The organism is Variovorax paradoxus, assembly GCF_024734665.1.
In the GTDB taxonomy this organism is placed as follows: domain Bacteria; phylum Pseudomonadota; class Gammaproteobacteria; order Burkholderiales; family Burkholderiaceae_C; genus Variovorax.
The window spans coordinates 2,367,144-2,393,687 of the sequence record NZ_CP102931.1; the positions used below are offsets into that span (position 1 = coordinate 2,367,144).

The 26,544-nt window shown below is 67.4% G+C and carries 27 protein-coding genes; 14 read left to right on the forward strand and 13 right to left on the reverse strand.

All coding sequences use genetic code 11. The features are described from left to right. Positions 1–59: 59 nt before the first annotated feature. The 4 genes from NWF24_RS11125 to mmsB are packed head-to-tail and all read left to right on the forward strand — an operon-like array spanning position 60 to position 4,830. On the forward strand, positions 60–1,583 hold the full coding sequence (locus NWF24_RS11125; protein WP_258354217.1) for a CoA-acylating methylmalonate-semialdehyde dehydrogenase: 1,524 nt from the start codon (positions 60–62) through the stop codon (positions 1,581–1,583). A gap of 12 nt (positions 1,584–1,595) precedes the next feature. Beyond that, positions 1,596–2,750, forward strand: coding sequence for an acyl-CoA dehydrogenase family protein (locus tag NWF24_RS11130; RefSeq protein WP_258354218.1), 1,155 nt, complete (start codon positions 1,596–1,598; stop codon positions 2,748–2,750). A gap of 27 nt (positions 2,751–2,777) precedes the next feature. Then, on the forward strand, positions 2,778–3,893 hold the full coding sequence (locus NWF24_RS11135; protein WP_258354219.1) for an enoyl-CoA hydratase/isomerase family protein: 1,116 nt from the start codon (positions 2,778–2,780) through the stop codon (positions 3,891–3,893). A gap of 40 nt (positions 3,894–3,933) precedes the next feature. Further along, positions 3,934–4,830, forward strand: a complete 897-nt coding sequence (mmsB, locus tag NWF24_RS11140) for a 3-hydroxyisobutyrate dehydrogenase (protein WP_258354220.1) — start codon at positions 3,934–3,936, stop codon at positions 4,828–4,830. 18 nt (positions 4,831–4,848) lie between these two features. Here mmsB and NWF24_RS11145 read toward each other — a convergent pair whose 3' ends face one another. Both NWF24_RS11145 and NWF24_RS11150 read right to left on the reverse strand, forming a co-directional pair. Next, positions 4,849–5,010: a hypothetical protein gene (locus NWF24_RS11145; RefSeq protein WP_258354221.1), complete on the reverse strand. Its 162-nt coding sequence runs from the start codon at positions 5,008–5,010 to the stop codon at positions 4,849–4,851. Beyond that, positions 4,982–6,277 (reverse strand): MFS transporter, encoded by a 1,296-nt coding sequence (locus NWF24_RS11150; protein WP_258354222.1) that lies wholly within the window; start codon positions 6,275–6,277, stop codon positions 4,982–4,984. The genes NWF24_RS11145 and NWF24_RS11150 overlap by 29 nt, the downstream gene beginning before the upstream one ends. Before the next feature lie 133 nt (positions 6,278–6,410). Between NWF24_RS11150 and gcvA the strand changes: the two genes are divergently transcribed. Genes gcvA through NWF24_RS11165 form a run of 3 tightly spaced genes read left to right on the forward strand, consistent with a single transcriptional unit; the run spans position 6,411 to position 8,802 of the window. Continuing rightward, positions 6,411–7,391 (forward strand): transcriptional regulator GcvA, encoded by a 981-nt coding sequence (gcvA, locus tag NWF24_RS11155; protein WP_375338448.1) that lies wholly within the window; start codon positions 6,411–6,413, stop codon positions 7,389–7,391. A gap of 32 nt (positions 7,392–7,423) precedes the next feature. Continuing rightward, the gene (locus NWF24_RS11160) at positions 7,424–8,062 is read left to right on the forward strand and encodes a DUF1345 domain-containing protein (RefSeq protein WP_258354223.1); all 639 of its coding nucleotides are present in this window, start codon (positions 7,424–7,426) and stop codon (positions 8,060–8,062) included. Continuing rightward, a complete protein-coding gene (locus tag NWF24_RS11165; RefSeq protein WP_258354224.1) occupies positions 8,059–8,802 on the forward strand; it encodes a hypothetical protein in 744 nt (247 codons plus the stop codon). The genes NWF24_RS11160 and NWF24_RS11165 overlap by 4 nt, the downstream gene beginning before the upstream one ends. 15 nt (positions 8,803–8,817) lie before the next feature. On the opposite strand, the gene NWF24_RS11170 is transcribed toward NWF24_RS11165, so the two are convergent. Continuing rightward, on the reverse strand, positions 8,818–9,744 hold the full coding sequence (locus NWF24_RS11170; RefSeq protein ID WP_258354225.1) for a LysR family transcriptional regulator: 927 nt from the start codon (positions 9,742–9,744) through the stop codon (positions 8,818–8,820). A gap of 183 nt (positions 9,745–9,927) precedes the next feature. Here NWF24_RS11170 and NWF24_RS11175 point away from each other — a divergent pair, with 183 nt between their 5' ends. Beyond that, a complete protein-coding gene (locus tag NWF24_RS11175; protein WP_258354226.1) occupies positions 9,928–10,782 on the forward strand; it encodes a hypothetical protein in 855 nt (284 codons plus the stop codon). Here the strand turns inward: NWF24_RS11175 and NWF24_RS11180 are convergent. Beyond that, the gene (locus tag NWF24_RS11180) at positions 10,724–12,226 is read right to left on the reverse strand and encodes a short-chain fatty acyl-CoA regulator family protein (protein WP_258354227.1); all 1,503 of its coding nucleotides are present in this window, start codon (positions 12,224–12,226) and stop codon (positions 10,724–10,726) included. The genes NWF24_RS11175 and NWF24_RS11180 overlap by 59 nt on opposite strands. Before the next feature lie 405 nt (positions 12,227–12,631). Between NWF24_RS11180 and NWF24_RS11185 the strand changes: the two genes are divergently transcribed. Further along, positions 12,632–12,985 (forward strand): alpha/beta hydrolase, encoded by a 354-nt coding sequence (locus tag NWF24_RS11185; RefSeq protein ID WP_258354228.1) that lies wholly within the window; start codon positions 12,632–12,634, stop codon positions 12,983–12,985. A gap of 73 nt (positions 12,986–13,058) precedes the next feature. Here the strand turns inward: NWF24_RS11185 and NWF24_RS11190 are convergent, their stop codons facing one another. Then, complete coding sequence (locus NWF24_RS11190) at positions 13,059–13,643, reverse strand: DNA-3-methyladenine glycosylase I (protein ID WP_258354229.1); 585 nt, start codon at positions 13,641–13,643, stop codon at positions 13,059–13,061. Positions 13,644–13,702: 59 nt separating this feature from the next. Here NWF24_RS11190 and NWF24_RS11195 point away from each other — a divergent pair, with 59 nt between their 5' ends. Both NWF24_RS11195 and NWF24_RS11200 read left to right on the forward strand, forming a co-directional pair. After that, positions 13,703–15,442 (forward strand): dipeptidase, encoded by a 1,740-nt coding sequence (locus NWF24_RS11195; protein ID WP_258354230.1) that lies wholly within the window; start codon positions 13,703–13,705, stop codon positions 15,440–15,442. A gap of 137 nt (positions 15,443–15,579) precedes the next feature. Next, entirely contained in the window at positions 15,580–17,319 is a 1,740-nt protein-coding gene (locus NWF24_RS11200) for a dipeptidase (RefSeq protein ID WP_258354231.1), read from the forward strand. A gap of 1 nt (position 17,320) precedes the next feature. Here the strand turns inward: NWF24_RS11200 and NWF24_RS11205 are convergent, their stop codons facing one another. The 6 genes from NWF24_RS11205 to NWF24_RS11230 form a co-directional block, all read right to left on the reverse strand. Further along, positions 17,321–17,638, reverse strand: coding sequence for a chaperone modulator CbpM (locus tag NWF24_RS11205; protein ID WP_093055675.1), 318 nt, complete (start codon positions 17,636–17,638; stop codon positions 17,321–17,323). Between the two features lie 2 nt (positions 17,639–17,640). After that, positions 17,641–18,603 (reverse strand): DnaJ C-terminal domain-containing protein, encoded by a 963-nt coding sequence (locus tag NWF24_RS11210; protein WP_258354232.1) that lies wholly within the window; start codon positions 18,601–18,603, stop codon positions 17,641–17,643. Between the two features lie 65 nt (positions 18,604–18,668). Continuing rightward, on the reverse strand, positions 18,669–19,313 hold the full coding sequence (locus NWF24_RS11215) for a histidine phosphatase family protein (protein ID WP_258354233.1): 645 nt from the start codon (positions 19,311–19,313) through the stop codon (positions 18,669–18,671). A 13-nt stretch (positions 19,314–19,326) separates the two neighbouring features. Further along, the gene (locus NWF24_RS11220; protein WP_258354234.1) at positions 19,327–21,729 is read right to left on the reverse strand and encodes an acylase; all 2,403 of its coding nucleotides are present in this window, start codon (positions 21,727–21,729) and stop codon (positions 19,327–19,329) included. Positions 21,730–21,834: 105 nt separating this feature from the next. Next, entirely contained in the window at positions 21,835–22,473 is a 639-nt protein-coding gene (locus NWF24_RS11225) for a CDP-alcohol phosphatidyltransferase family protein (protein WP_258354235.1), read from the reverse strand. 76 nt (positions 22,474–22,549) lie between these two features. Continuing rightward, complete coding sequence (locus NWF24_RS11230) at positions 22,550–23,290, reverse strand: glutamine amidotransferase (protein ID WP_258354236.1); 741 nt, start codon at positions 23,288–23,290, stop codon at positions 22,550–22,552. A 109-nt stretch (positions 23,291–23,399) separates the two neighbouring features. Here NWF24_RS11230 and NWF24_RS11235 point away from each other — a divergent pair, with 109 nt between their 5' ends. Genes NWF24_RS11235 through NWF24_RS11245 form a run of 3 tightly spaced genes read left to right on the forward strand, consistent with a single transcriptional unit; the run spans position 23,400 to position 24,614 of the window. Next, positions 23,400–23,861, forward strand: coding sequence for a hypothetical protein (locus tag NWF24_RS11235; protein WP_258354237.1), 462 nt, complete (start codon positions 23,400–23,402; stop codon positions 23,859–23,861). After that, a complete protein-coding gene (locus tag NWF24_RS11240; RefSeq protein WP_258354238.1) occupies positions 23,862–24,326 on the forward strand; it encodes a ribonuclease HI family protein in 465 nt (154 codons plus the stop codon). Between the two features lie 33 nt (positions 24,327–24,359). Continuing rightward, complete coding sequence (locus NWF24_RS11245; protein WP_093055689.1) at positions 24,360–24,614, forward strand: DUF3297 family protein; 255 nt, start codon at positions 24,360–24,362, stop codon at positions 24,612–24,614. A gap of 6 nt (positions 24,615–24,620) precedes the next feature. On the opposite strand, the gene NWF24_RS11250 is transcribed toward NWF24_RS11245, so the two are convergent. Then, a complete protein-coding gene (locus NWF24_RS11250) occupies positions 24,621–25,643 on the reverse strand; it encodes a DUF2272 domain-containing protein (protein WP_258354239.1) in 1,023 nt (340 codons plus the stop codon). Positions 25,644–25,653: 10 nt separating this feature from the next. After that, positions 25,654–26,430 (reverse strand): DeoR/GlpR family DNA-binding transcription regulator, encoded by a 777-nt coding sequence (locus tag NWF24_RS11255; protein ID WP_258354240.1) that lies wholly within the window; start codon positions 26,428–26,430, stop codon positions 25,654–25,656. Positions 26,431–26,544: the final 114 nt, after the last annotated feature.

The following is a 26,544-nucleotide window of genomic DNA, read 5'->3' on the forward strand; positions in this document are numbered from 1 at the left end:
CGTGACCGAACGGCCAGACCGGCACCCGAATTTCACCGGATTCACAGGAGACAAACCCCATGGACGCCACCACCACGCCCTCGACCCAGGTCGCCACCGTCAAATTGCTGATCGGCGGCAAGCTCGTCGAATCGAAGACCACCGAATGGCGCGACGTCGTCAACCCGGCCACGCAGCAGGTGCTGGCCCGCGTGCCCTTCGCGACGCCGGCCGAGCTGGATGCCGCCGTGGCTTCCGCCAAGGAAGCCTTCAAGACCTGGCGCAAGACGCCCATCGGCGCGCGCGCCCGCATCTTCCTGAAGCTGCAGCAACTCATTCGCGAACACATGGGCGAGCTCGCCGCGATCCTCACGGCCGAGCAGGGCAAGACGCTGCCTGATGCCGAAGGTGACGTGTTCCGCGGCCTCGAAGTGGTCGAGCATGCATCGAACATCGGCAACCTGCAGCTCGGCGAGCTGGCCAACAACGTGGCCAACGGTGTCGACACCTACACGCTGCTGCAGCCGCTGGGCGTATGCGCCGGCATCACGCCGTTCAATTTCCCGGCCATGATCCCGCTGTGGATGTTCCCGATGGCCATCGTCACCGGCAACACCTTCGTGCTGAAGCCCTCCGAGCAAGACCCGATGGTCACCATGCGCCTGTGCGAGCTGGCGCTCGAAGCCGGCATTCCGCCCGGCGTGCTGAACGTGGTGCACGGCGGCGAGGCGATCGTCAACGGCATCTGCGATCACAAGGACATCAAGGCGATCAGCTTCGTGGGCTCGACCAAGGTCGGCACGCACGTCTACAACCGTGCCACGCTGAACGGCAAGCGCGCGCAATGCATGATGGGTGCGAAGAACCACGCCATCGTGATGCCTGATGCGAACAAGGAGCAGACGCTCAACGCACTGGCAGGCGCGAGTTTCGGTGCAGCCGGCCAACGCTGCATGGCCGTGTCGGTCGCGGTGCTGGTTGGCGAGGCGCGCAACTGGGTGCCCGAACTCATCGAGAAGGCCAAGACGCTGAAGATCGGCGCCGGCACCGAGAAGGGCGTGGACGTGGGCCCGCTGGTTTCGTGCGCAGCGTACGACCGCGTCAACAGTCTCATCGAACGCGGCGAGGCTGACGGCGCCAAGCTCGTGCTCGACGGCCGCAAGCCCACCGTACCCGGCTACGAGAAGGGCAACTTCGTCGGCCCGACGATCTTCACCGGCGTGAAGCCCGGCATGACGATCTATGACCAGGAAGTGTTCGGGCCGGTGCTGTGCATTGCCGATGCAGAGAACATCGACGAAGCCATCGAGCTGATCAACAGCAATCCGAACGGCAATGGCACCGCGATCTTCACGCAGTCGGGCGCAGCGGCGCGCCGCTTCCAGGAAGACATCGACGTGGGTCAGGTCGGCATCAACGTGCCGATTCCGGTGCCGGTTCCGATGTTCTCGTTCACCGGCTCGCGGGCGTCGAAGCTGGGCGACCTGGGGCCGTACGGCAAGCAAGTCATCATGTTCTACACGCAGACCAAGACGGTGACGGCGCGCTGGTTCGACGACAGCACCGTCTCGCACGGCGTCAACACGACGATCAGCCTCAAGTAAGAAGTCCGCCGGATGGACTTCGAACTTTCCGAAGAGCAGCGCGCCTTTGCACAGAGTGCGCGCGACTTTGCACAGGCCGAGTTCGCGCCGCATGCGGCGCTGTGGGACGCCGAGGCCATCTTCCCGAAGGAGGCCATCGCAAAGGCCGGCGAGCTGGGCTTCTGCGGCCTCTACGCGCCCGAGCGAGTCGGTGGCCTCGGCCTGCCGCGACTCGACGCAGCGCTGGTGTTCGAGGAGATGGCCGCGGTCGACCCTTCGACCACGGCCTTCATCACGATCCACAACATGGCGACGTGGATGCTCGGCACCTGGGCGACCGATGCGGTGGCGCAGCAGTGGGGCGAAGAACTGACGAGCGGGCGCAAGCTCGCTTCGTACTGCCTGACCGAGCCCGGCGCCGGATCGGACGCGGGCTCGCTCAAGACGCGTGCCGAGTTGCAGGGCGCCGAGTACGTCATCAACGGCGGCAAGGCCTTCATCTCGGGCGCGGGCTCGACCGACGTGCTGGTGCTGATGGCACGCACGGGGGGCGCGGGCGCGAGTGGCATCTCGGCCTTCGCGGTGCCGGCTGATGCGCCGGGCATCAGCTACGGCAAGAAGGAGCACAAGATGGGCTGGAACAGCCAGCCCACGCGCGCCATCAATTTCGACAACGTGCGCATCCCCGCGCAGAACCTGCTGGGCAAGGAAGGCGAGGGCTTTCGCATTGCCATGAAGGGGCTGGACGGCGGGCGCATCAACATCGCGACCTGCTCGGTGGGCGCGGCGCAGGGCGCGCTGGATGCAGCGCGTCGCTACCTGCACGAGCGCCAGCAGTTCGGCAAGCCGCTGGCGAGCTTCCAGGCGCTGCAGTTCAAGCTGGCCGACATGGCGACCGAACTGGTCGCCGCGCGGCAGATGGTGCGGCTCGCGGCATCGAAGCTCGATGCCGGCCATGCCGATGCGAGCACCTATTGCGCGATGGCCAAGCGCTTCGCGACCGATGCGGGCTTCAACGTCTGCAACGACGCGCTGCAGCTGCATGGCGGCTATGGCTATCTCAGCGAGTTCCCGCTGGAGCGGCTGGTTCGCGATGCGCGCGTGCACCAGATCCTCGAAGGCACCAACGAGATCATGCGCGTGATCGTTGCGCGAAAATTGCTGGAAGGGGACAGCGATATCCGCTGAGGCCCCGCATCCAGAACCCTCAAGACAATGACCGACTCCGTAGTTCTCTTCGACGAAATCAAGACCGCCGGTGGCCAGCGCTTTGCCGTGGCCACGCTCAACGCACCGGCTTCGCTCAACGCGCTGTCCGTGGACATGGTGCGCCTGCTCACGCCCAAGCTGCGCGACTGGGCTGCCGACGCCGGCATCGTCGGCGTGCTGCTGCAGGCCGCGGGCGAAAAGGCCTTCTGTGCCGGCGGCGACCTGCGCCAGCTCTACCAGACGCTGCTCGACTGCGGCCCCGCGCGCAACACCTACGCCGAAGATTTTTTCCGCGAAGAGTACGAGCTCGACTACCTGATCCACACCTTCCCCAAGCCCTTCCTGTGCTGGGGCCACGGCATCGTGATGGGCGGCGGCGTGGGCCTGCTGGCCGGTGCGTCGCACCGCGTGATGACGCTGCAAAGCCGCATCGCGATGCCCGAGATCAACATCGGCCTGTACCCCGACGTGGGCGGCAGCTGGTTCCTGCGCCGGACTCCTGGCCGCACGGGGCTGTTCCTCGCGCTCACGGCCGCCAACGTGAATGCCGCAGACACCATTTTTTGCGGGCTCGCCGATGTGCTGGTGCCGCAGGAGCGCAAGGGCGAAGTGCTCGAAGCCATCGGCGCCACGCAGTGGGCAGGCGAGCAGAAGGCCGATCGCGCCACGCTGTCGCGCATCCTCGCCAAGGCGGGCGAGAGCGCCGAGATGCCGGCGTCGAAGGTGCGCGAGCACTACGACACCATCAATGCCCTGATGGCCGGCGACGACCTGCTCGACATTGCGAAGCGCCTGCGCGACCTGCAAAGCGACGACGCATGGCTGCAGACGGCGGCCAAGACCTTCGCCAAGGGCGCGCCGAGTTCGGCTGCGCTGAGCTTCGAGCTGTGGCAGCGCGTGCTGCGCATGTCGCTGGCTGAAGTGTTTCGCCTCGAATACTGGGCTTCGCTCGGCTTCTGCGCGCACAAGGACTTTGCCGAAGGCATCCGCGCTGTGCTGGTCGACAAGGACCGCAACCCGCGCTGGAGCCCGGCCACGCTCGACGAGATCACGCCCGCCTTCATCGAAGACCACCTGCGCCCGCGCGGCGAAATGCCTGCCGAGCTGGCGTCGCTGGTCTGAGTTTCATCATTTCCCGCACAGAACAACGGAGACAAGACAAATGAAGATCGCATTCATCGGCCTCGGCAACATGGGCGGCCCGATGGCCCTGAACCTGCTCAAGGCCGGCCACACGCTCAGCGCCTTCGACCTCTCGGCCGAGGCCTGCAAGAAATTCGGCGGCGATGGGCTGCCCATTGCCGCTTCGGCTGCAGAAGCGGTGGTTGACGCCGAGGTTGTCATCAGCATGCTGCCGGCCAGCGCGCACGTGGAGGGTCTGTTTCTCGGCGGCGCCGGCAAGCCCGGCCTGCTCGACAGCATTCGCGCCGGCACGCTGGTGATCGACAGCAGCACCATCGCCGCAGCCACGTCGCGCAAGGTGGCCGAAGCGGCCGGCGCCAAGGGCATCGCGATGATCGATGCGCCAGTGTCGGGCGGCACCGGCGGCGCGATCGCCGGCACGCTGACCTTCATGGTCGGCGGCGAGACGCAAGACCTGGAGCGTGCGCGCCCGGTGCTCGAGAAGATGGGTGCCAACATCTTCCACGCCGGCGCGGCCGGTGCGGGGCAGACCGCGAAGATCTGCAACAACATGCTGCTCGGCATTTTGATGATCGGCACGTCGGAGGCGCTGGCGCTGGGCGTGGCCAACGGGCTCGATCCGAAGGTGCTGTCGGAGATCATGCGCCGCAGCTCGGGCGGCAACTGGGCGCTGGAAAAGTACAACCCGATGCCCGGCGTGATGGAAACCTCTCCCGCCTCGAAGAACTATGCCGGCGGCTTTGGCACCGACCTGATGCTCAAGGACCTGGGGCTCGCGCAGGAAAACGCTACCGCTGTGCGCGCAGCGACGCCGCTGGGTGGGTTGGCGCGCAGCCTGTATGCGGCACACAGCCTCGCGGGGCACGGCGCACTCGATTTCTCGAGCGTGCTGAAGCTGGTGCAGAAGGCGTCCTGAGCCGGACGCTGGCGGTGGTCAGCCGTAGTGGGAGTGCAGGGCCCAAAGCAGGCCGATCACCACCACGAACAACACGGTGAAAAGCACCCAGGCGCGCATGATCGCCTGGTTTTCCGTGATTTCGGCAGGTGCAGCCGATGCGGGAGGCGGGTTAGGAGCGGCGGGCGGTGCTTGGGTCATGCCCGACTGTACCCCGCGGCGAGGCCGTGCTGGCCAGCTTTGCAGAGGCGTCCATCCGCGACATCGCCCACATGATGCCGGCCGCCACGAGGTTGGCCCCCACGCTGAAAAGAATCGGCAGCAAGTAGCTGCGGCTCACGTCGAAGGCAAAGCCCGCGGCCGCCGGGCCCACCAGCGTGCCGAAGGCCACGCTTGTGTAGAGCACACCGATGATCGCGCCGATGTTGCGCCCGCCGAAGTAGTCCATCACCAGCGCCGGCAGTAGCGCGACAAAGCCGCCATAGAACGCGCCGTAGAAAAATGCGAACACCGCCAGCCCCCAGAAGCCGCTGGACGCTGCCCACACGAGCAACGACAGCGCCATGCCGGTCGACATCAGCAGCATGGTCTGCGCGCGTCCCATGCGGTCAGCGAGCCCTCCCAGGAAGAAGCGCCCGGCCGTGCTGCCGACGCCGATGGCACCCAGCAGCAGCACCGCGTACGCATTGGGCACGCCGTGGTCCAGCGCGTAGGGCACGAGATGCACGAAGGGCACGAACAGGCCGAAGGAGCTGATGAGGCAGGCCACGTACAGGCCGGCGAAGCGCCTCGAACGCACGGCATCGCGCACCGCGAAGCCCTCGGCCTGGGCCGATGCGGCCTTGGGCTGCGGCGGATCGCCGTCGGGGCCGAGCCCGCGGTCGCGCGGGTCGTTCTCGATCAGCAGCGCCATGCCCACGCCCACCACCACCGCCAGCGCGCCTAGCGCCAGGTAGGCGTTCCGCCAGCCCAGCGTCTCGATGAAGAACGACGCCAGCGGCGGCATCACCAGCGTGCCCACGCCGATGCCGCTCACGGCCAGCCCCGAGGCAAAGCCGCGCCGCCTGACGAACCAGCGCTGCACCGCACCCAGCACCGGCACGTAAGACGCGCCGACCCCGAGGCCAACGCCCAGCCCATAAGCGAGATAGATCTGCGTCAGGCTCCGCGCCTGCCCCGCAAGCGCCAGCCCCAGCCCGACCAGCACCATGCCGGCGACGGCCAGCCGCCGCGAACCCCAGCGGTCGGCCAGCGGACCGCTGAGCACGCCGAGGCCGAAATAGAGAAAGCCTGCCAGCGAGAACACCAGCGAAACCGAGCCGCGCGAGGCGCCGAAGTCTTTCTGCAGCGATTCGAGAAAGGCACTGAAGGTGTAGGCGCTGCCGAAGCCGACAAAGGTCACGGCAAAGGCGCCTGCGACCACCAGCCAGCCGCGGAAGAGGCCGCCGGCTTGCGATGAGGATGGCATGTGGCTCAAGGGAATAGGCCTTTAAAGATCAGAATATCTGAATGGATTGATTTCGGACGTGCCAATACTCCCGCTTATAAATCTGTGCGGCAAACCAGAATTTCTGCCGTTGCTGAATCAGAATTTCTAAATAATGGAACACCAGCTACCGCCCCTCAATGCACTCCGCGCCTTCGAAGCCACAGCGCGCCATCTCTCGGTGAAGAACGCGGCGGACGAACTGTGCGTGACCCCCGGCGCCGTGAGCCAGCTCGTCAAGACGCTGGAGCTGCACCTCGGCGTGCAGCTGTTCCGCCGCGTCAATCGCGGCGTTTTCCTGACCGACGCGGGTCAGGCCTATCTGCCGCCTGTGCGCAATGCCTTCAGGCAGATCAGCGATGCCACGCAAAAGGTGGCCGTACCAGCGGAGACCGGTCTGCTCACCGTGAGCGCCACGCCGTTCTTCGCCTCCGCATGGCTCGTGCCGCGTCTCAAGTCTTTCCAGGATGCGCATCCCGACATCGACCTGCAAGTGCTGACCAGCAATGCGCTGGCCGATTTCTCGCGCGATGGCGTTGACGTTGCCATCCGCCACGGCATGGGCCAGTACCCCGGGCTCGCCAGCCAGCGCGTGCTCACGGTCGAGATGATTCCCGTCGCCGCGCCCGCGCTGGTCGCCGAACACGGCAAGCCGAAGAAGCCGGCCGACCTGCTGCGGTGGCCGCGCGTGAACGATGCCGATCGCAAGGGCTGGCGCCTGTGGTTCGAGGCGCAGGGCATCGAAGATGCCGGCCCGGCGCGCGGGCCTTCTTTCGACGACGCCGGCCTGCTGCTGCAGGCGGTGCTCGCGGGGCAGGGCTCGGCGCTGCTGCCCGCGGCCATGATGGCTCCCGAGATCGAGCAAGGCCGCCTCGTGCAGCTCTCGAAAGCGACGTGGCTCGAAGACTTCGCGTACTACCTCGTGTGCCCCGAGGGCAGCCGCGACCGGCCGAAAGTTGCGGCTTTTCGTGACTGGCTGCTCAGCGCGGTGCGGCAGAAAAGTGCTTCGTCAGGTAGCCGCAAGAGAGCATCGTCGACAGTCGCAGGTCAGGCCGTAGCGCCGCCACCCCGGCGGCGTGCCGTGCCCAAGCCTTGATGAAACTCCAGCGACACAGATTCCTCCGCCCGATGGCCGCCCGGCCGCGACTCTTCATTGCCACGGCCATCGCCATTGCGACCGGCCTGCTCATACCCTCGGCCGTTGAAGCCCACCTGGTCACGCGCCTGCTGATAGCGTGGAACACGGGGGCCTGCCTGTACGTGCTGCTGGCCGCGGTCATGATGACCCGGTCGTCGCAGCAGCACATGCGCTACCGCGCGCAGATACAGGACGATGGGCAGATCGTCATCCTCGTGCTGGTGGTGGTGTCCGCCATTGCGAGCCTGGCGGCCATTGGCGGCGAGCTCGCGGTGGTGAAGGACATGCACGGCCTGGAGAAGATCGCGCACATCGCGCTGGCCGGGCTCACGGTGATGTCGTCGTGGGCTTTCACGCAGATCATGTTCACGCTGCACTACGCGCACGACTACTACGCCGGCGCTGGCCGGGGGCGCAAACCCGGCCTCCAGTTTCCGGACGACGAACCGCCGACCTATGGCGATTTCTTCTATTTCTCCGCGGTGATCGGCACTTCGGGGCAGACGGCGGATGTGTCCTTCGTGTCCAAGCCTCTGCGGCGCATCGGCTCGGTGCATTGCATCCTGGCCTACCTCTTCAACACGACCGTGCTCGCGTTGCTCATCAACATTGGCGCGAGCATGTTTTGAGCGCGCCGGCACGCCATCGCAGACTTGCCGCTGCAGCGGCCCTGCTGTGCCTGGCGCCGGCCGCGTGGGCCGACGACGAGCCGGCCGAGCTGCCATTCAAGCTCACCGTGGGCGCCTACCGGGTTTCCGGCGGCGGCCTGCCCGCGGGGCCGGGGCTGGACATGAACCTGCGCTACACCTACGGCGACGGCAATGTCTGGATCGGCTGGTTCCGCTCGCCGGTGCTCGACTTTGCGCAGCCGCGCGTGGGATGGGACCACACCTTCACGCTGGGGCCGGTGCGGGTGCTGCCGTCGTTGCAGGCCGCCTCGGGTGGGTTCGTGGGCGGCAGCCTGGCGGTGGAAACCGGCGACAGCTGGTTCGTCGGCACGGGGCTGGGCCGCACCAACCTTCGCAACTACGCGAACCTGAACTTCGACCCGAACGATTCGTATACGGTGTATGGCGGCTACAAGTGGACGGACGGCACGGCGCTGTCGCTCTCGCTGATCCGCGACAACCGGCTGAACCCCGACCAGCAAGACGTGCACCTGGTCTACCGCGTGCCGCTGCCCGAGCGGCAACGCTTGACCGTCGATCTGCTGGCCAAGCAGGGCACTGTCGATGGCCGGTTCATTCGTCGCGCGGGCCTGACGGTTACCTACGACTGGCCGCGCTGGTTCGTTCGCGCGGCCTACGACCCGAAGGTGAACTTCACCGCGCAGGACATGGTGCGGCTGTCTGTGGGCACGCGGTTCTGAAGAGAAGAAAAGAGCTCAGAGCAGCTCGATTCCCGACAGGCTCTTGAAGCAGTTCTCTCGCGTGACGCGCACGAAGTCCGCCAGCCACGGCTGCTCCGACGTGCCCGGCGTGCACGCCATGTAGAGCCGTCCCGTCAGGCCCTTGCTGCCCACGCGCCGGGCAGTGACGTAGCCGCGGTCCAGGTAGTTCTGCACCGCCCACAGCGGCAGCGTTGCCAAGCCGCGCCCGCTCGCCACCAGCTGCAGCATCGCCACCGTGAGCTCGGTCGTGCGCCGGTGCGCAGGCTCCGCGCCCGCAGGCGCCAGCACCTGCCGCACGACGTCGATCACTTCATCGGGCACGGGGTAGGTGATGAGCGTCTGGTCGGTGAAGTGGCGCGCCGTGAGGTAGGCCTTGGCCGTCAGCGGATGGTCGTTGGCCAGCAGGGCCATGATTTCGAAGCGGAACAGCGCGTGATAGTCCACCGCTTCGTCGGGGCCTTCCCTGGACACGATCGCCACTTCGGCGCGGTTCTGCATCACCTGCGCGATCGGGTCGGAGTGAAAGCCCGAGACGATGTCGAGCTCGATCTCGGGCCAGCGCTGGCGGAACGCATCCATTGCCGGCATGAGCCAGTCGAAGCAGGCGTGGCACTCGACCACGATGCGCAGCTGGCCGCTGCGCCCCAGCGCGAGCCGCGCCACGTCGCGCTCGGCTTCTTCGATGAGCGGCAGCGCCGTGTCGGCCAGCTGCAGCAGTCGCAGGCCGGTGGTGCTGAACTGCGGCGGCACCGACTTGCGCTCGAACAGCTGCGCGTCGTAGCGGTCTTCGAGCAGCTTGATCTGGTGCGACAGCGCCGATTGCGTGAGGTTGAGCAGTTGAGCCGCGCGCACCAGGCTGCCGGTGTCGCGCAGCGCGATGAGCGTGCGCAGATGACGTATTTCGAGGATCGACTGGAGCATGAAAATTATTCAATCGAATTTGCGAAATATCTCGGTTGAATCATATGCCTGGTGACCATTCACATCCAGTTGCCTGGCTGCGAACGGACGCGTTTCGACTTCCATGCGACGAGCCTGAACTTTTGCGTTACTTCACAAGATGGCGCGACGTGGGGAGCGGGCAGGTGTGCCAATAATGGCACCATGCTTTCCACGAACCGTCTTTCCCCGCTCCGTTTCTCCCTGTTGCTTTTGCTGTCTCTGGCCCCATTGATGGGCTGGGCGCAGAACCGCGCGGAAGCACTCCTGCAGTTCGAAGGCGTGCAGGCGCGCTACCAAGCGTCCTATGCGCCCGGCGCCGTCGCGCGCGGTGCAAAGGAACTGCTTGACCCCGATGACCAGGCCATCGCCGACAAGGCGCTCAAGGCGCTGGACACGGCCGCCACGCGCGCGTTCAACACTGCCGCATCTGTGTCCGCCATCCAGCAGGAGGTGGCTTCGGCGGGCAGCGGCGGCGCGGCGCCCAGCCCCGAATTGCGGGCCGCCCTGGCCCGCTTCGTGAAGCTGCGCACTGACTACACCGCGATGAGCGAGGCTGGCAGGGCCGAGTTCTTCAATCGCGAGCGCGCCAAGCCGGCCGACCTAGCGCGCACCGAACTGCTCGAACGCATGGCCGTGGCCGATGTTCGCGAGATCGACTTTTCTAGCCAGCTGCTGATGAGCGCGGTGGTCAAGCAACTGGCGCGCGGCAACGGCGGACAACTCAGCTCGCTGCCGGACCGCACGCTCGACATGGCTCTCGACACGCTGTGGTCGCGCGGCGTTACGTCGACGCGCCCGCGCAACCTGATGCTGGTGGCACGCGAGTTCGAAAAGCAGGTAACGCAGGCGCTGCTCGCCGCGCTGCCCGATGCCGATGTGGCCGCCTTGCTGGCTTGGCGTAACGACCCGCAGGCCGCAGCCGAGCGCGAGGCGCTGGTGGGCACTTATCGCGCCGAGGTCAAGGGGAGCGGCGGGGTCGCGCTGCGGACGCTGGTGCGCGCCTGGCCGCGCTCCTGACGATCGCGTTGTTGCCGGACGGTGCTGCCGCGTAGGGCATGAACCGGCTCTGGTTCTCGTCCACGTCGAGCGGCCGGCCCACGAACGGAAACGCCCGCTGCGGGCAGGCCTCGCGTTCGCACACCTTGCAGCCCGCGCCGATGGGCGTGGGCACATCGGGGTCGCGCAGGTCCATGCCCTTTGAATAGACCAGCCGCGTGGCGTGGCTGATGTCGCAGCCCAGCCCGATCGAGAAGGTCTTGTTGGGCGAACCGTAGCCGCGATAGCCGTGCGATACGGTGCGCGCAATCCAGAGGTAGGCGCGACCATCGGGCATGCGCGCGAGCTGCGTGAGCACGCGGCCCGGCTGCGCGAAGGCCTCGTACACGTTCCACAGCGGGCAGGTGCCGCCGGTCTTCGAGAAGTGGAAGTGCGTGGCCGATTGCCGCTTCGAGATGTTGCCCGCGCGATCGACGCGAATCAGGAAGAAGGGCACGCCGCGTGCCTCGGGCCGCTGCAGCGAGCTCAGGCGATGGCAGATGGTTTCGAAGCCCACGCCGAAGCGGCGCGCCAGTTGGTCGATGTCGTAGCGCAACTGCTCGGCGGTTTCGAGGAACTCGCCGTAGGGCAGCAGCAGCGCGGCGGCGAAGTAATTGGCCAGGCCGATGCGCGCCAGCGAGCGGGCGGTGTCGCTCGACAGCGGCGCGGCGGCCACCAGCTCGTCGAGCATGTCGCCCACCTCGAAGAAGGCCAGCTGCGTGGCGAGCTGGAATGCATGCTGCCCGGGCTCCAGGTAGGGCGAGAGCCGCAGCACGCGCGTGGCTGGGTCGTAGCGCCGCTGCGCGCCGGCCTCTCCGTCTTCGGCGGGCACTACCCGCACGCCATGCGCATCGAGCAACTGGCGCGCGAGGCGGTCGCCGGGGTTGCCTTCGCGCAGGCGCCATTGCGCGGCGAGGGCTTCGGCTGCTTCGTCGAGTGGCGCGATGTGGTTTTGATGTGCGAAGAAGAAGTCGCGCACTTCCTCGAAGGGCATGGGCCGCGCCTGCGGCATCCGCGCGAGATCGCCGCGGCCGTCGCCGAGTTCGCCCGCCAATGCCTCGAGCCGTTCCATCGCATCGCGGTGGCGCTGGTGCAGCGCAACCAGCGCGCGGCCCACGGCCGGCATCTGCGTGGCGACTTCGCGTAGCTCGGCCAGCGCGACGGCATCGCCGCCGGGGTTGTCGGCCAGCGCTTCGCGCAGGCTGGCGATGAGGCGCGCTTCTTCGTCTTCCGAGAAGGCCTGGATGTCGACGCCCAGCGTGGCATGCAGGCGCAGCAGCACCGGCACCGTGAGCGGCCGTTGGTTCTGCTCGATCTGGTTCAGGTAGCTGGGCGACAGGCCCAGCTGCTGCGCGAGCGCGAGCTGGCTCAGGCCGCGCTCCTCGCGCAGGCTGCGCAGCCGCACGCCCATGAAAGTCTTCTTCATCGTTTGATCCAGTTATTTGCAAGATTCGCAAATACGGCGAAGCCCGTTCGCAATAATTTGCTTAGACAGACCTTCATTATGGGCGCGATATTTCTTGAATTGCGAATTGTGCAAATTTCGCGGACCGGCCCATTGGAGAGGCAGAGAACTTGCAAGGCTCGGTGGCTGGCATGCAACGTGCATGGATTTGTTTGCGCGATGCCCGTCACTTGACGGGCTAGAGGAAAAGTACACAAACTAACCGCATTCCTGGCGACCGAAAGGGCAGTTGAGTTAGCCTCGATTGAAAGTTCCCGTTCATTGTTTCAATTTCATGAACACTGCGATTCGATTGCATGGGGGTTAACCCTTGGAATCGCGGTGCACACTTGGGGCACCCAAAAGCCCAATGAAGAAGGAATTGAAATGAAGACCTCGAACATCCTCGCCGCCGCCGCTCTGTCCCTGCTCGCCGCCGCTGGCGCCCATGCAGAAACCTACGAAGGCGTTCAGCCCCTGACCTCCGGCTACAGCCGCGCCGAAGTGGCGCCCCAAGCCGCGGCAGCTGCCCGTGCCGGTAACGCTTATGGCGACAACGAAGGCGCTGCGTCGACCGCAACGCCCGCCCTGGCCGCTTCGGTCGACCGAGCCACTGTTCGCAGCGAGGCTGTTGCCGCTGCACACGCACCGGGTCAGAACCTGCGTCCCGAAACCTTCGCTGGCAGCGTGATCCCCTCGCAAGCGAAGGGCCTGACCTTCACGCGTCAAGCCGGCCTGTAATTGAAGGCGGCGCAAGCCGCTTCAGTCACACGTCAACAAGAAACCGGACCTGCGAAAGCAGCGTCCGGTTTTTTCATTGGGGCTTGGGTTTGTGTTTGGCGCCGTGCCGGTGGCAGTCGTGCGCGTGGTCGTCCACGATGCCTGTCGCCTGCATCCACGCGTAGACGATGACGGGGCCCACGAACTTGAAGCCGCGCTTCTTGAGCGCTGCGGAAATATCCTCCGACAGCGGCGTCTTTACTGGCACGCTGCCGGTGCGGTTGACGATGGGCTTGCCGCCCGCCATGCCCCAGATGAATTCGGAGAAATCTTCGCCCGCCGCCTGCATCGCGAGGTAGGCGCGCGCGTTGCCGATGGTGGCCTCGATCTTCGAGCGTGAACGCACGATGCCGGCGTCCTGCATCAGCCGCTCGACGTCGGCCTCGGTGAATTTGACGATCTTCTCCGGCACGAAGCCCTTGAAGGCCTTGCGGAACGCGTCGCGCTTGCGCAGGATGGTGAGCCACGAGAGGCCGGCCTGGAAGCCGTCGAGCATGAGCTTTTCCCACAGCGCGCGGCTGTCGTGCTCGGGCACGCCCCATTCGGCGTCGTGATAGGCGGTCAGCAGCGGGTCGGTCTGGGCCCAGGCGCAGCGGATCTTGTCGGTGCTTTTGCTCATTGTTCGTTTCTTCGCTCGGCTATCTTCGGAGATGTTTTCAGAATGAGAGGGAGACCCTGATGCAGCATTTTCGATTTTCATTGTCGGCGCTTTCGTTGGGCGTCGCGCTCGCCCTTGGTGCGCAGGCGCACGCCGAAACGATCAAGAAGCCCCAACTCGATCAGCTCGCCGCCGCGTGGCAGGCCGGCAAGCCGCCCGCGGACTTCAACGCCTTCCTTGCGCAGGCCGCAAAGAGCCAGCCCGCATTGCAGGGCAGCGTGAATGCGTACCGCAGCAAGAAGGCCTCGCTGGCCGGCGACGACCTCGTCAACATCGCGCGCCTGCTTGGTCTCTACAACCGCCTGAAGAACCAGCAGGCAGTGATTGCGAGCATCGGCACCATGGTGGCGATTCCGACGGTGCGCAACGTGCAGGTGCCACCCCATGAGAGCGCGCCGATCATCGAGTTCGGCCAGCTGGTGCAGAAGATGGCGAATGATTTCCGGCTGGCCTACCGCAACGTCGACAACCGCATCTTCGAAGTCAGCCTGAAGGGCAAGGGCAGCGAGGAGTTCGGCATCCTCACGCATTCCGACGTGGTGCCCGCGGTGCTGTCCGAGTGGGTGCTCGATGACGGCACGCGGCTCGACCCCTTCAAGATGACCCGAGTGGGCGACTTTCTCTACGGTCGCGGCACCATCGACGACAAGGGCTCCATCGCCGCCGTGCTCTATGCGATGAAGGCCGTGAAGGAAAGCGGCCTGCCCATCGAACGCAGCATCCGCCTGATGATCGAGACCACCGAGGAAACCGGCGGCGATGCGATGCAGTACTACCGCACCAAGACGCAGCTGCCGGCCTACAACATCGTGCTCGACAGCAAGTACCCGGCCGTGGTGGCCGAGAAGGGCTCGGGCGCGCTGAAGGTGCTGTTCCCGGCAGAGCAGGCGGATGGTGCATCGACCGCCATCACAGCCATGAGCGGCGCCGCATCAGCCAACGCGATTTCGCAGACGGCGATGGCCACGCTCAAGGGCGGCGATCTTGTGGCCGTGCTCGCGAAGCTCGAAGCAGCAAAGCCGGCCTTCCTGCAGAAGTACGAAGGGCTGGGCGGCAAGTTCGCCATCGACATCTCGCGCGGCACTGATAGCGTCGAGCTGAAAGTGACGGGCGTCTCGGCCCACGGCTCACGGCCAGAGGAGGGCGTGAACCCGCTGCCGCGCCTCGCGCTGTTCCTGCAGGAGTCCGGAGTGCCACTGGCCGCCAACCACTACCTGAAGGCCGTGAAGTACATCGACGCGCTCTACGGCACCGGCTACCTCGGCGAGAAGATGGGCCTGGGCTATGCCGACGACTTCATGGGCCCGCTGACCTTCTCGCCCAACCTCGTGCGCATGGGCGGCGACGGCAGGCTCGAAGTCACGGTCAACGCGCGCATGCCGCGCGGGCGCACACCCGACGAGCTGAAGGCGCAGGTCACGTCGAAGATCGACGCGTGGGCGAGTGCGAACAACGTGAAGCTCGAGGTCGCCTACGACCAGGGCAACTGGATGGCGCGCGACCCCAAGGGCGCGTGGCTCTCGACCCTGTTGAACATCTACGGCGACACCACCGGCCTCGAGGCCAAGCCGGTGCCCACGGCCGGCAGCACCACCGCGAAGCTGATGCCCAACGCCATCAACTTCGGCCCCGCGATGCCCGGCAAGAAGTACACGGCGCACAACGCCAAGGAGTACAAGGAAGTGCCCGATCTCGACGCCGACATGCAGATGTTCACCGAGATGCTGGTGCGCATCGGCAACCTGCAGCAGATGCAGTAACGCGTGGGGTTGGCGAACTTAAAGCCGCGCTTTTTCACTAGTGCGCAACGTTTCTTCGTAGTGCGCAGGGCCCTGTCGCAACGCGTGGCTCGGGTATCGTCGAAGGCTTCCATTTTTGTGAAAAGGGAGTCACGCACATGCTGCAATTTCGCTTCTCGTTGCCGGCCCTCACCATGGGCTTGATGGCAGTTGGCCTCACCGCACCGGCCTTCGCAGAGACGCTCAAGAAACCCGCGCTCGACCAGTTGGCCGCAGCCTGGCAAGGCGGCAAGCCCGCGTCCAGCTTCAACGCTTTTCTGGCCCAGGCCGAGAAGGCCAACCCCGAGCTGAAACCCGCGGTGGCCGCCTATCGCAAGAAGGCTCCGCTGGCCGGCGACGACCTCACCAACATCGCGCGCCTGCTGGGCCTGTACAACCGCCTGCACAACCAGAAGGCTGTGATCGCGAGCCTCGGTGCCATGGTGGCGCTGCCGACGGCGCGCAACGTGCAGATTCCGCCGCACGAAAACCCGACGATCATCGACTTCGGCAAGCTGGTCGAGAAGATGGCGCGCGACTTCGGGCTTGCGTACCGCAACGTCGACAACCGCATCTTCGAAGTCAGCCTCAAGGGCAAGGGCACTGAAGAGTTCGGCATCCTCACGCATTCCGATGTGGTGCCCGCCGTGCTGTCCGAGTGGGTGCTCGACGACGGCACGCGGCTCGATCCGTTCACCATGGTGCGCGTGGGCGACCGCCTCTACGGCCGCGGCACCATCGACGACAAGGGCTCGATTGCCGCTGTGCTCTACGCAATGAAGACGGTGAAGGAAAGCGGCCTGCCGATCCAGCGCACCATGCGCCTGATGATCGAGACCACCGAGGAAACCGGCGGCGACGCTATGGAGTACTACCGCGGCAAGGTGCCGCTGCCGGCCTACAACATCGTGCTCGACAGTGGCTACCCCGCAGTCGTGGCCGAGAAAGGCGCGGGCTCGCTGAGCGTGTTCTTCCCCGCGGAGAAGACCGATGCCTCAGTCACTGCGATTACCGACATGGGCGCCGCCGCCGCAGTCAATGCGATTTCACAGACTGCCACAGCCACGCTCAAGGGCGGCGACCTTGCGGCAGTGCTCGCAAAACTCGAAGCCGCGAAACCGGCCTTCCTGCAGAAGTACGAACCGCAGGGCGGCAAGTTTGCGATTGCCATCACGCGTGACGGGGACAGCATCGCCATCAAGGTCACCGGCACGTCGGCCCATGGCTCGGAGCCCCAGAACGGCGTGAATCCGCTGCCGCGGCTGGGCCTGTTCCTGCTGGAGTCCGGCGTGACCTTGGCCGACAACCAGTTCTTGAAGGCGGTGAAGTACGTCGACGCGCTCTACGGTACCGGCTACCTTGGCGAGAAGATCGGCCTGGGCTACAGGGACGACTTCATGGGGCCACTGACCTTTTCTCCCAACCTGATTCGCACCGGTGCCGACGGCCGGCTGGTCGTGGCGGTCAACACGCGCATGCCGCGCGGCCGCACGCCCGAAGAACTCAAGACGCAAGTCACCGCGAAGATCAACGACTGGGCCGCCGCGAACAAGGCCAGCGTCGAGATCAAGTACGACCAGGGCAACTGGATGGCGCGCGACCCTTCTGGCCAGTGGCTGACGACGCTGCTCAACATCTACGGCGACACCACCGGCCTCGAAGCCAAGCCGGTGTCCGCCGCCGGCGCCACCACGGCCAAGCAGATGCCCAACGCGATCAGCTTCGGCCCCGGCATGCCCGGCAAGAAGTACACGGGGCACAACGCCAAGGAGTACAAGGAAGTGCCCGACCTCGACGCCGATCTGCAGATGTTCACCGAGATGCTGGTGCGCATCGGCAACCTGCAGCAGATGCAGTAGCTCAGCGCAGGCCGCGCGCCTGCAGCACCGCCTTGAGCCGGCGCACCTCGTGCTGCAGGTCGAGGATCAGCGCGGCGGCGTCGAGCCCCACGCCGAAGTCGCGCTCCAGCCGGCGAGCTTCGAGCGCGTGCTGCAGGTCGGCGCTGGAGAACTGCCAGCGCTCGGGCTGGGTCTCGGTCGTTTCGATCCGCAGGATGCCGACCTCGACCAGTTGCACGACCCAGGCGGTGTCGGCGCCAACGGCGTGCGCCAGTTCACTCGCCGCGAGCGGTTGCGAGGCGCTGACGGCGGTGGCGGTTGTGACAGTGAAATTCACCATGCTCAGACTCCCAGATGCTGGCGTGGGTGGAACGATGCCGTGGCTTGCGCCAGCTGTTCGTAGGCCTTGCGCGCATCGTCGCTGTCGGCGGGCGGCAGCGCAATGTCGAGCAGCAGGTACAGGTCACCGGGCGTCTTGCCTGCGAAGCCCCGGCCCTTGAGCCGCAGCTTCAGGCCGTTGCGCGCGTTGCGCGGCACGGTCACTTCGACCACGCCGCCGGTAGGTGTTGGCACCTGCACCTGTGCGCCCAGCGCGGCCTCGGTGGGCGTGATGGGCAGCGTCATGTACAGGTCGCGCTCTTCCACGCGGTACAGCTTGTGCGGCGCGATGCGCACTTCGAGGTACAGGTCGCCCGGCGGCTCGCCGCCGTGGCCGGGCATGCCTTGCCCCGCGAGGCGGATGAACTGGCCCGGGTGCACGCCTGGCGGGATCTTCACGCTGAGCGTGCGGTTCTCCCACTGCGGGTGGCCCTGTGCGTCGACGGTCTGCGCACGCAGCGTGATCTCGCGTTCGGCGCCGTTGAGCGCGTCTTCGAGCGTGATCTCGATGGCCGCGTGATGGTCTTCGCCGCGCGCGCGGAAGTTCTGGCGCGCGGCGCCGCGGCGTTCGGCCTCGCCGAACAGCGACGAGAAGAACTCGCTGAAGTCGGCATGGTCGGCCGGGCCCTGGCGCGGGCCGCGGTGAAACTCGAAGCCTTCGTCCCAGCCCGGCGGCGGCTGGAAGTCGCCCTCGGGGTGGCCTCCGCGCGCGACGCGGTCGGCCAGCGCGTCGTAGGCGGCGCGCTTTTCCTTGTCGCCAAGCACGTCCTTGGCCTCGTTGAGGTCGCGCATGCGCTTCTCGGCGTCAGGCTCGGTGCTGACGTCGGGGTGGTACTTGCGGGCGAGCTTGCGGTAGGCCTTGCGCACTTCGTCGTCGGACGCGGTGCGGTCGATGCCCAGTGCGCTGTAGTAGTCCTTGAATTCCATGGTGTTTGGCGGTTCGTTGGGTGGACGGCAACAAGGCCCGGGGGCTACGGGGGCTATGGGGGCGGCTAGGCCAGGGCTGCGTCGCCGTCGGCTTGCCGCAGCAGCGGCGTCACGGCCCATGTGGGGCCGCGGCGCTCGAAACGCAAGGGCTGCGCATTGCCGAGCAGGCCGATGTCGACAGGCACGCCCAGCAGGGCGGCCAGCGCGTAGAGCGTGCCGCCGTGCGCCACCACCAGCACCGGGGCGGGCAGCCGCAGGGCTGTGTCGAGCGCGTCGCGCGTGCGGGTGACGAACTGCGTGAGCGTTTCGCCACCCTCGGGCTCGCAGGCCCAGTCGATGTTGGCGGACGAGGTGCCGATCAGCGCGCCGAAGTTGCGCTCGCGCAGCGCAGCCTGCGCTGCCGGTACGAGCTTCAGCGTCGTGGCCACGGTGTACGCGGTGTCGTGCGCGCGCCGCGCGTCGCTGCACACGACGGTGCTGATCGGCTCGCCGGCCAGCAGCCCGGCGGCGCGCGCGGCCTGCTGCAGACCAAGCTCGCTCAGGGGCTCGTCCACCGCCTGAAAGATGCGCAACGCATTGCGGCCGGTCTGCCCGTGGCGCAGGAAGTAGAAGTGATCGCAGGCTGGCGACAGCGGTTTCGCCGCCGCGATGCGGATCAGCTCGTCGAGCCCGCTCGCGGCGGTGTGGGAAAGGGCGGTTTGCTGTGACATGGATGGGGTGGTGTCAGTACGCGAGCTGCAACGGCGTGCCCTCGCGCTGCGCCCGCACGTCGGCGGGGTGGAAAGGCAGCGGGTGCCATTGCTTGGCCGCGAACAGCGGCAACTGGTCGTAGGCGTGCGGCGAAGCCGGGTCGCTGCTCTGGCCGTAGGTCAGCAGGCCTTGAGCGACCGGGCCGTTGGCGTCGAAGGTCACGACCTGCATGTAGCTGCTGCCATAGTTGACGTTGTAGCCCTTCGGGTCGATCAGCGACTGGCCCTGCGACTCCAGCTTGTTGAGCACGCCCTCGAACTCGTCGCCGCCGTGCAGCGCGATCTTCTGGTCGCGCACCAGGCGCGACTGCGGCACGCCCAGCGGCACGTCGGCCGCGAAGCCGGCGGTGCGCAGGATGCCGACCGCGTCGCCCAGCGCCTTGAACACGGCCTCGCGCGTGGCCGGCGTGGCCATGTCGAGCCCGGCCGGCGTCGTCACCGGCTGCGCGGGGTCGAACGGCACGCGCCAGACCTTGGGCACGTCCTTCGTCTTGCGCCAGAACTCGCGGAACAGCGGTGCGCCCTTCGAGTCGGCATTGCTGGTGCGGTCCCAGGCGGTGAGCACGCGGCAGCCGAGCGCCTGATCGGTGGTGAGCGTGTTGCCGGCGGCACTGCAGGCGGCCTGCAGGTCGTTCATCACCAGCATGCCCGCGAGGTTCCTGTCGCGGAAGATCACGCTGCGCAGCTCGGCCGCGCCCATGCGGTTGCCGGGCAGGCCGTCGCTGCCCGCGAGCCGGCCCCGGATTTCCATGATCGCGCTGCGCGTGCGCAGCCGCTGCGGTACGCCCACCGGGCCCACCAACGGCGACACGCCAGCCATCGGCGCGGTGTCGGGGTTGCTGAGCCAGAAGCTGTCGTTGCTGTTCTGCACGTAGTCCGGTGTGATGAGAACCGGCATGCGCGCCGGCGCGATGATGCCGGGCGCTGCGGCCGTGCTGTCGCGGTTCCACGCGCAGGCGCTGCGCGAGCCATCGAGCACTGGCAGCCCTGCCGCGTTGAGCAGCGCGGCAGCGGCGGGCGAGGGCGCGCAGCTCTTGAGCATGTCGGCCGATACGTCGGGCACGACCGACAGGTCGGCGTACATCGCGTTGCCGTCGCGGTCGGCCGCGATGGTGTTGATCCACGGCATGCCCTGGTTGCCCATGGCGGCACGCAGCTCGGCCACGTTGCGGGCCAGCGCCATCTTCATCCAGCTCTCGGCCGAGCGCACATTGAGCGTGTTGGCGTCGCGGATGGCGTAGGCCTTCTGCGCGGTCCAGCCCAGGCCGGCGCGCGGCAGCGAGATCACCGGGCCCCAGTCGGTCGAATAGAAGGTGTGCTGCACCGGCGGCGTGCCGCTGCCAGTTGCCGCGGCGGGCAGTGCCACGGTGCGCGCGACCATCTTCTTCGGCTGGCCGTCGACCAGGTACACCGTCGGGTCGGCGGGGTCGAGCTTCAGTTCGTACAGCGTGAAGCGCTTGCCGGTCGATACGGTGTGCGTCCAGGCCACGTCCTTGTTGAAGCCGATGGCCACCACCGGGCTCAGGCCGCCGGTGGCGCCCATCACGTCGAGCTTGCCGGGGATGGTGAGGTGCATCTCCCAGAAGCGGTTGGTGCCGGTCCATGGAAAGTGCGGGTTGCCCAGCAGCAGGCCACGGCCGTCCGGCGTGGCGTTGCGCCCGAACGCCCAGCCGTTGGAGCCGAGCTCGCCGCCCTCGGGGTTGGCGTTGAAGCTGTGGCGGCCGATTTCGGCCACGGCTTCCTTCAGGTCCACCGGCGCGGCACTGGTCTTGGCGCCGGGGGCGGGCGGCACCGCGGCGAGCACGGCGCCGGCCAGCGCGCCCAGGCCGCCCTGGATCATCGACATCTCGGTGGCGCGCGACAGGTCGCCGGCCGTCATCGGCCGCACCCAGGGCTTGCCGCGGCAGGCTTCGGGCAACCCGTTGGGGCCGGCGTCTTGCAGGTAGCGGTTGTAGCCGGCCACGTAGCCGCGCAGCGCGGCCTGCACGTCGGGGCTCGTGGTAGCGCCTGCACGCGCCAGCGCGGCGTCGTCCATGTGATAGCGGATGAACAGGTCAATCTGCGCATTCGGCGCGCGGCCCAGGCCCAGGTCGCCGGTGTTCTGCGCGCCCAGGAACTGCGAGCGCTCGCCGCGCAGCGTGAGCAGGTGCTCGGCCGTCTGGCAGACGTTGTCCTGCGCATGCGCATAGGCGCTGCCGTACGCCAAGCCCTCGTAGTCCGGTGCGGTGATGTGCGGAATGCCGAAGGTGGTGCGCTCGATGGTCACGCTACGCCCGCCGGGCGGCGGCGTGCTCGCGCAGGCGGCAAGCAGGGCGACCAGGCCCACGGAAAGGGCCGTGAGCGAAAACCGGGAAGGCGTGGCGTTCTTCGATGTCATGCGGGCGTCTCTCTTATTGGAAAGGAACAAGGAAGCCGATTAAAGGACGTACCTTTGCCGCGCGTTGTCACAAGCGCGGCACGCCGCGCCGAGTCGAGTGAGCGGTCAGAACTTCGGGATTCGCAGCGTCTTGCTGATCATGAGCGTGCCCGAGAGCGCGAAGAGCAGCGTGAGCGGATGCAACTGCCACGGCCCGATGACCCAGGCGCCGCCCCACAAGGCGCTGCCGATGTGGCCCTGCCAGGCCGCGTATGCCAGCACGCCCACCAGCACCACGCTGGTCGGGATGGGGGTGCCCTCGAAGTACTTCACCTTGTCGGAGCCGGCCGACAGTGACTCGGCCGTCACGTTGAAGCGCGCGAGCCGGCTCACGCCGCAGCCCACGAAATAGATCAGGATCACGCAGTCCCAGCCGCCGTTCAGCCCGGCCGCGAAGCCGAGCGCGGCGGGCGCCATGCCGAAGGAGATGATGTCGGCCAGCGAGTCGAGCTCGCGCCCGAGCGCGGATTGCGTCTGGCGCCAGCGCGCGATGCGGCCGTCGAGCACGTCGAAGATGAACGCTGCCGGCGCGAGCGCGGCCGACCACAGGAACTGCGCGAGCGACTGGCTCGCCATGAAGGCCATCGCGAGGAACACCGCGCCCACCCCGCAGGCTGCATTGCCGAGCGTGAAGGCATCGGCCAGGTGGAATTCCCGGAGCATCGAAAAATGCTTGCGGGTCGGCGCGGGGGAGGGAGTGGTCATGAAGGATGGGTTGGGCAAACGGCGAATGGACCGCACCTTAACCGAAGCGAAACGCGCTTCTTGTCAGCGCAGGGCGTCAGACGCCGTGATGCGCTTCGACGATCCGTGCGAATCGCCCGAGCAGGCTGGCTGCTGCGTCGGTCTGGATCACGTGCTCGCGCAGTGCGGCCGGGTCGGTGCCGGCGCGAGCCAGGCCGTCGGCCAGCTGGTCGATGTAGCCGCGCATGACGTCGGCATCGAACTCGGGGTGGAACTGAACGCCCCAGGCATGGTCGCCCGCACGGAACGCATGCACCGGCTCGTGGTCGTTGCCGGCCAGCCGCACAGCACCTTCGGGCAGGCGCAGAGCGCTCTGCCAGTGCACCGCGTGGGCCGGGAACTGCGCGGGCAGGCCGCGCAGCAACTGGTCGGTAGCGGCGGCATCGTCGAGCGTGACGGTCACGGTGCCGACCTCCGCGCCCTGCGGGTGGTCGCCGGCCTCGCCGCCGAGCGCATGCGCGAGCAACTGGTGGCCGTAGCAGATGCCGAGCACTGGCGTGTCGTGCGCCACGAGTTGCGCGAGCCAGGCGGCCGTGGTCTCGCTCCAGGGTTCGCGGTGCGACACCATCGCGTGCGAACCGGTGACGACCGCGCCCGACACCTCGGCCGGGTCGGGCAGGGCGTCGCCGCGGCGCGGGTCGACCACCAGCAGGGGCAGCGCGCGCGTGTCGAGCCCGTCGGCAATCCAGTGCTCGAAGTCGCCGCGCTGCGTGCGCAGGGCCTCGAAGGTGTCTCCGAGCTTGACGATGACGAGCGGGTGCGGGCGGTGGTTGTCCATGCCGCGATCATGCCGCAGGTGCGCATCGGGCCCGCAACGGCTACAGTGGATGACCCGGGGCGGTCCCCGGGTGTTTGACCTGACTGCAACCCTGCCGAAAAATCGACCGATGCGCACCTTGGCTGCCTCCCTCACGATCTTCGCTGCGGCGCTGGGCGCACAGGCGGCTGAGGTGGTGCGCTGCACGGACGCCAGCGGGGCCATCTCCTACACCAACGTCGCCTGTCCGGCGGGCAGCAAGCAGTCGCGGCAGGTGCCGATCCTCGAATCGCCGCCCGCCGAGGCGCGCCGGCCAGACTACACACCGGCGCCGACCCCCGCAGCACCGATTGCACCGCCCAGCCAGGTGGCCAGCAATCCGCCTTCGGGCCCGGCCATCATCCCGCGCTATCCCGCCGACACGCAGCCCGCGGCGGCCGATCCCCCGGCCGTCGTCATCCTGAGCCCCGATCCGTACTACGACGGCGTGCGCCCTATCCGACGTCCGCCGCCGCATGTGAACGACCCGGGGCCGCCGCCCGGCCAGCGGCCCTGCCAGAACCTCGCGGGCATCAAGCGCGGCAACTGCTGAATGAGCGCAGGAGAAGCCAGGCCACACAGCCTTCCGTGGACCGTCTACTGCGACGGCAGCGCCATGCCCAACCCGGGGCGCATGGGCATTGGCGCCGTCATCACCGCGCCCGACGGAACGCGCCACACGCTGTCGCAAGCCACGCATGCCACCGGCTGCAACAACGAGGCCGAACTGCGGGCGCTGACGCTGGCGCTGCAAGACCTGCGCGAGCGCGGTGCGACGGCGGTGCGGGCCTACAGCGACAACAGCATCCTGGTCGAACAGCTCGGCCCGACCGGGGCGAAACCGATCGAGCGCCTGGCCGACCTTTTCAACGATGCCCGCGCCTTGCTCGGCAGCTTCGACGACGTGCGCGTGCAGTGGATTCCGCGCCACCGCAATGGCGAGGCCGACGCGCTGGCACGCGCCGCCTTGGGCTTCGCGCCCAAGCCGCCTGCAAGGCCCGCGAAGAAGCGGCGATAGGGCAGGGCCCGGGAGCCCCTATCATCACGCGCCATGACAGAAGCCACTCCCCGCCCACCCCTTCCCGACCACCTCTCCATCGATCCGCGCAGCCCGCACCACGTGGCCGCCGCCTTCGAGCACGACATCGGCATCCGTTTCAACGGCAAGGACCGCCTCGACGTCGAGGAATACTGCATCAGCGAAGGCTGGATCAAGGTGCCTGCAGGCAAGACGCTCGACCGCAAGGGCAAGCCGCTGCTGCTCAAGCTCAAGGGCACAGTCGAGGCGTACTACAAGGAAGCCTGAGCGCGCTCAGCGCCACTGCAGCAGCAGCGACCAGGGCTGGCGGCTCATGTGGCGATCGATGCACCCCGGCGCGCCCGGCGTGCATCCCTCGGGCAGGTAGCTCGGGTCCAGCCAGCGCGTGCCCGGCGCAAAGTCGAGCCGGCGCCGCGTGACCGACTGCAGCACGTTGCCGCCCACGGTGTCGAAGCCCGTGGCATCCACGGCCACCACCACGTCGCAATGCATGGGCAACGGCTCGCCGCCGGTGTCCCGCGCGGCCAGCACTTCACCGATCTTGTCGAAGGTATCGAGCCCGGCGCCCGCGCCGCGTGCCTGGCAGACCAGGTCGCCGACGCGCGGTGGCGTGCGCCTCAGGTCGCAGGCGCGCAGGGCGTAGCGCGTGGGGTGGCCCGCGGCCTCTTCGATGCCGGCCTGCCACGCGGCGCCCGCATAGTCGACATGCGCTTCGGAGAACACGAATTCGTCGTCCGCCAACCCGGCCTGCCGCGCCAGCCAGCTGATGAAGGCCGCGGACCAGGGCGTGTCGATCACCGCGACCCGGCTCAGCGCGGCCTGAACGGCGCGCAGCTCCACTGAATCAAGTCCCTCGCTGGGGCCGACGCCCATGCCCTGCAGGCGCCCGGCCGTCGCCTCGTTCAACGCCTGCATCAGCAGGTGCCGGTCGGCGCCCCGCAGTGCGCCGAAGCGCACGAGCGACGGGAGCTGCGGATCGACGGCCTGCCAGTAGCCCAGCACCCGCTGCCATGGTGCGAGGCCCGGCACCGTGCGGCGCGTGTCCTCGGCCTCCGAGTCGCCGGCTTCGGTCATGCGGCCTTCGGCGTCCATGGTCTGGCCGCCGAAGGCCTCGTGCTCCTGCAGTGCGAAGGTCGCCATCGCGACTGCGCGCGACGGTGAGGGGGCTTGCGTGGCCGTTTCGAGGCAGCCCGATGCAGCGGAAGCCGGTCCCGGCGCGGATGCGAGCAAGAAGGCTGCGGCACCCAGGGCCGCCATCGTCCATCGCGAGGCAGGGGAAGCGTCCGCTCGCAGCATGCGATGCGCCTCAGGCCACTATCACCCGCTCGCACGCTTTGCGCAGCGCCGACAGTCCCGGCAGCTCGCGCGCCTTGGCATCGGTGACCACTACATCGATGTCCGTCGTTCGCGCATAGGTCACGCGGCTGGCCTGGCCGATCTTGGCGTGGTCGGCCAGCAGCACCAGCTGCTGCGCCTGCTCGGCCATCGCGCGTGCCACGGTGGCTTCGTGGTGCTCGAAGCTCATCGCGCCATGCTTGGCGTGAAGACCCACCGGCGACAGCAGCGCGACGTCGGCGCGATAGCGGCGGATGGCCTCCACCGTGGTGTCGCCGAAGGTGGCTTGCGTTTTCACGTCGGTCTGGCCGCCCAGCAGGATGGTCTGGTTGCCGGTGAGGCGGCCTTCGCCCGCGCCCGCGAGCTTGAGCGCGATGTTCAGCGAGTTGGTGATGACCGTCATGCCGCTCAGCGTGCCGATCTCTTCCGCGCAGATCGACATGGTGCTGCCCGCATCCATGAAGATGGTCTGCCCCGGCCGCAGCAGTGCGACGGCGGCCTTGGCAATGGCGCGCTTTTCGCGCTGGCGCGCCACCAGCCGCACCGCGAGCGGCGGCTCGGGCTCCGCCTTGATGGCAACGGCACCGCCGTGCACGCGGCGCAGTTCGCCCAGGCCTTCGAGTTCGAGCAGGTCGCGACGCACCGTTTCGCGCGACACCGTGAGGTCCTGCATGATGCGCTCGACGCTGAGTCGCGAGAAGGTGGCGAGCAGGCTGCGGATGCGCAGGAATCGTTCTTCTTGGAGCATGGAATGCCGGCGTAAAAAAGAAAAAGGGCGGCGTCAGTGTGACAGCCGCCCCGGTTGCACGTGAACAGGCACAGGGGCCGTGCAATTGTGCCGGCCAATATCCCGATGCAGGTG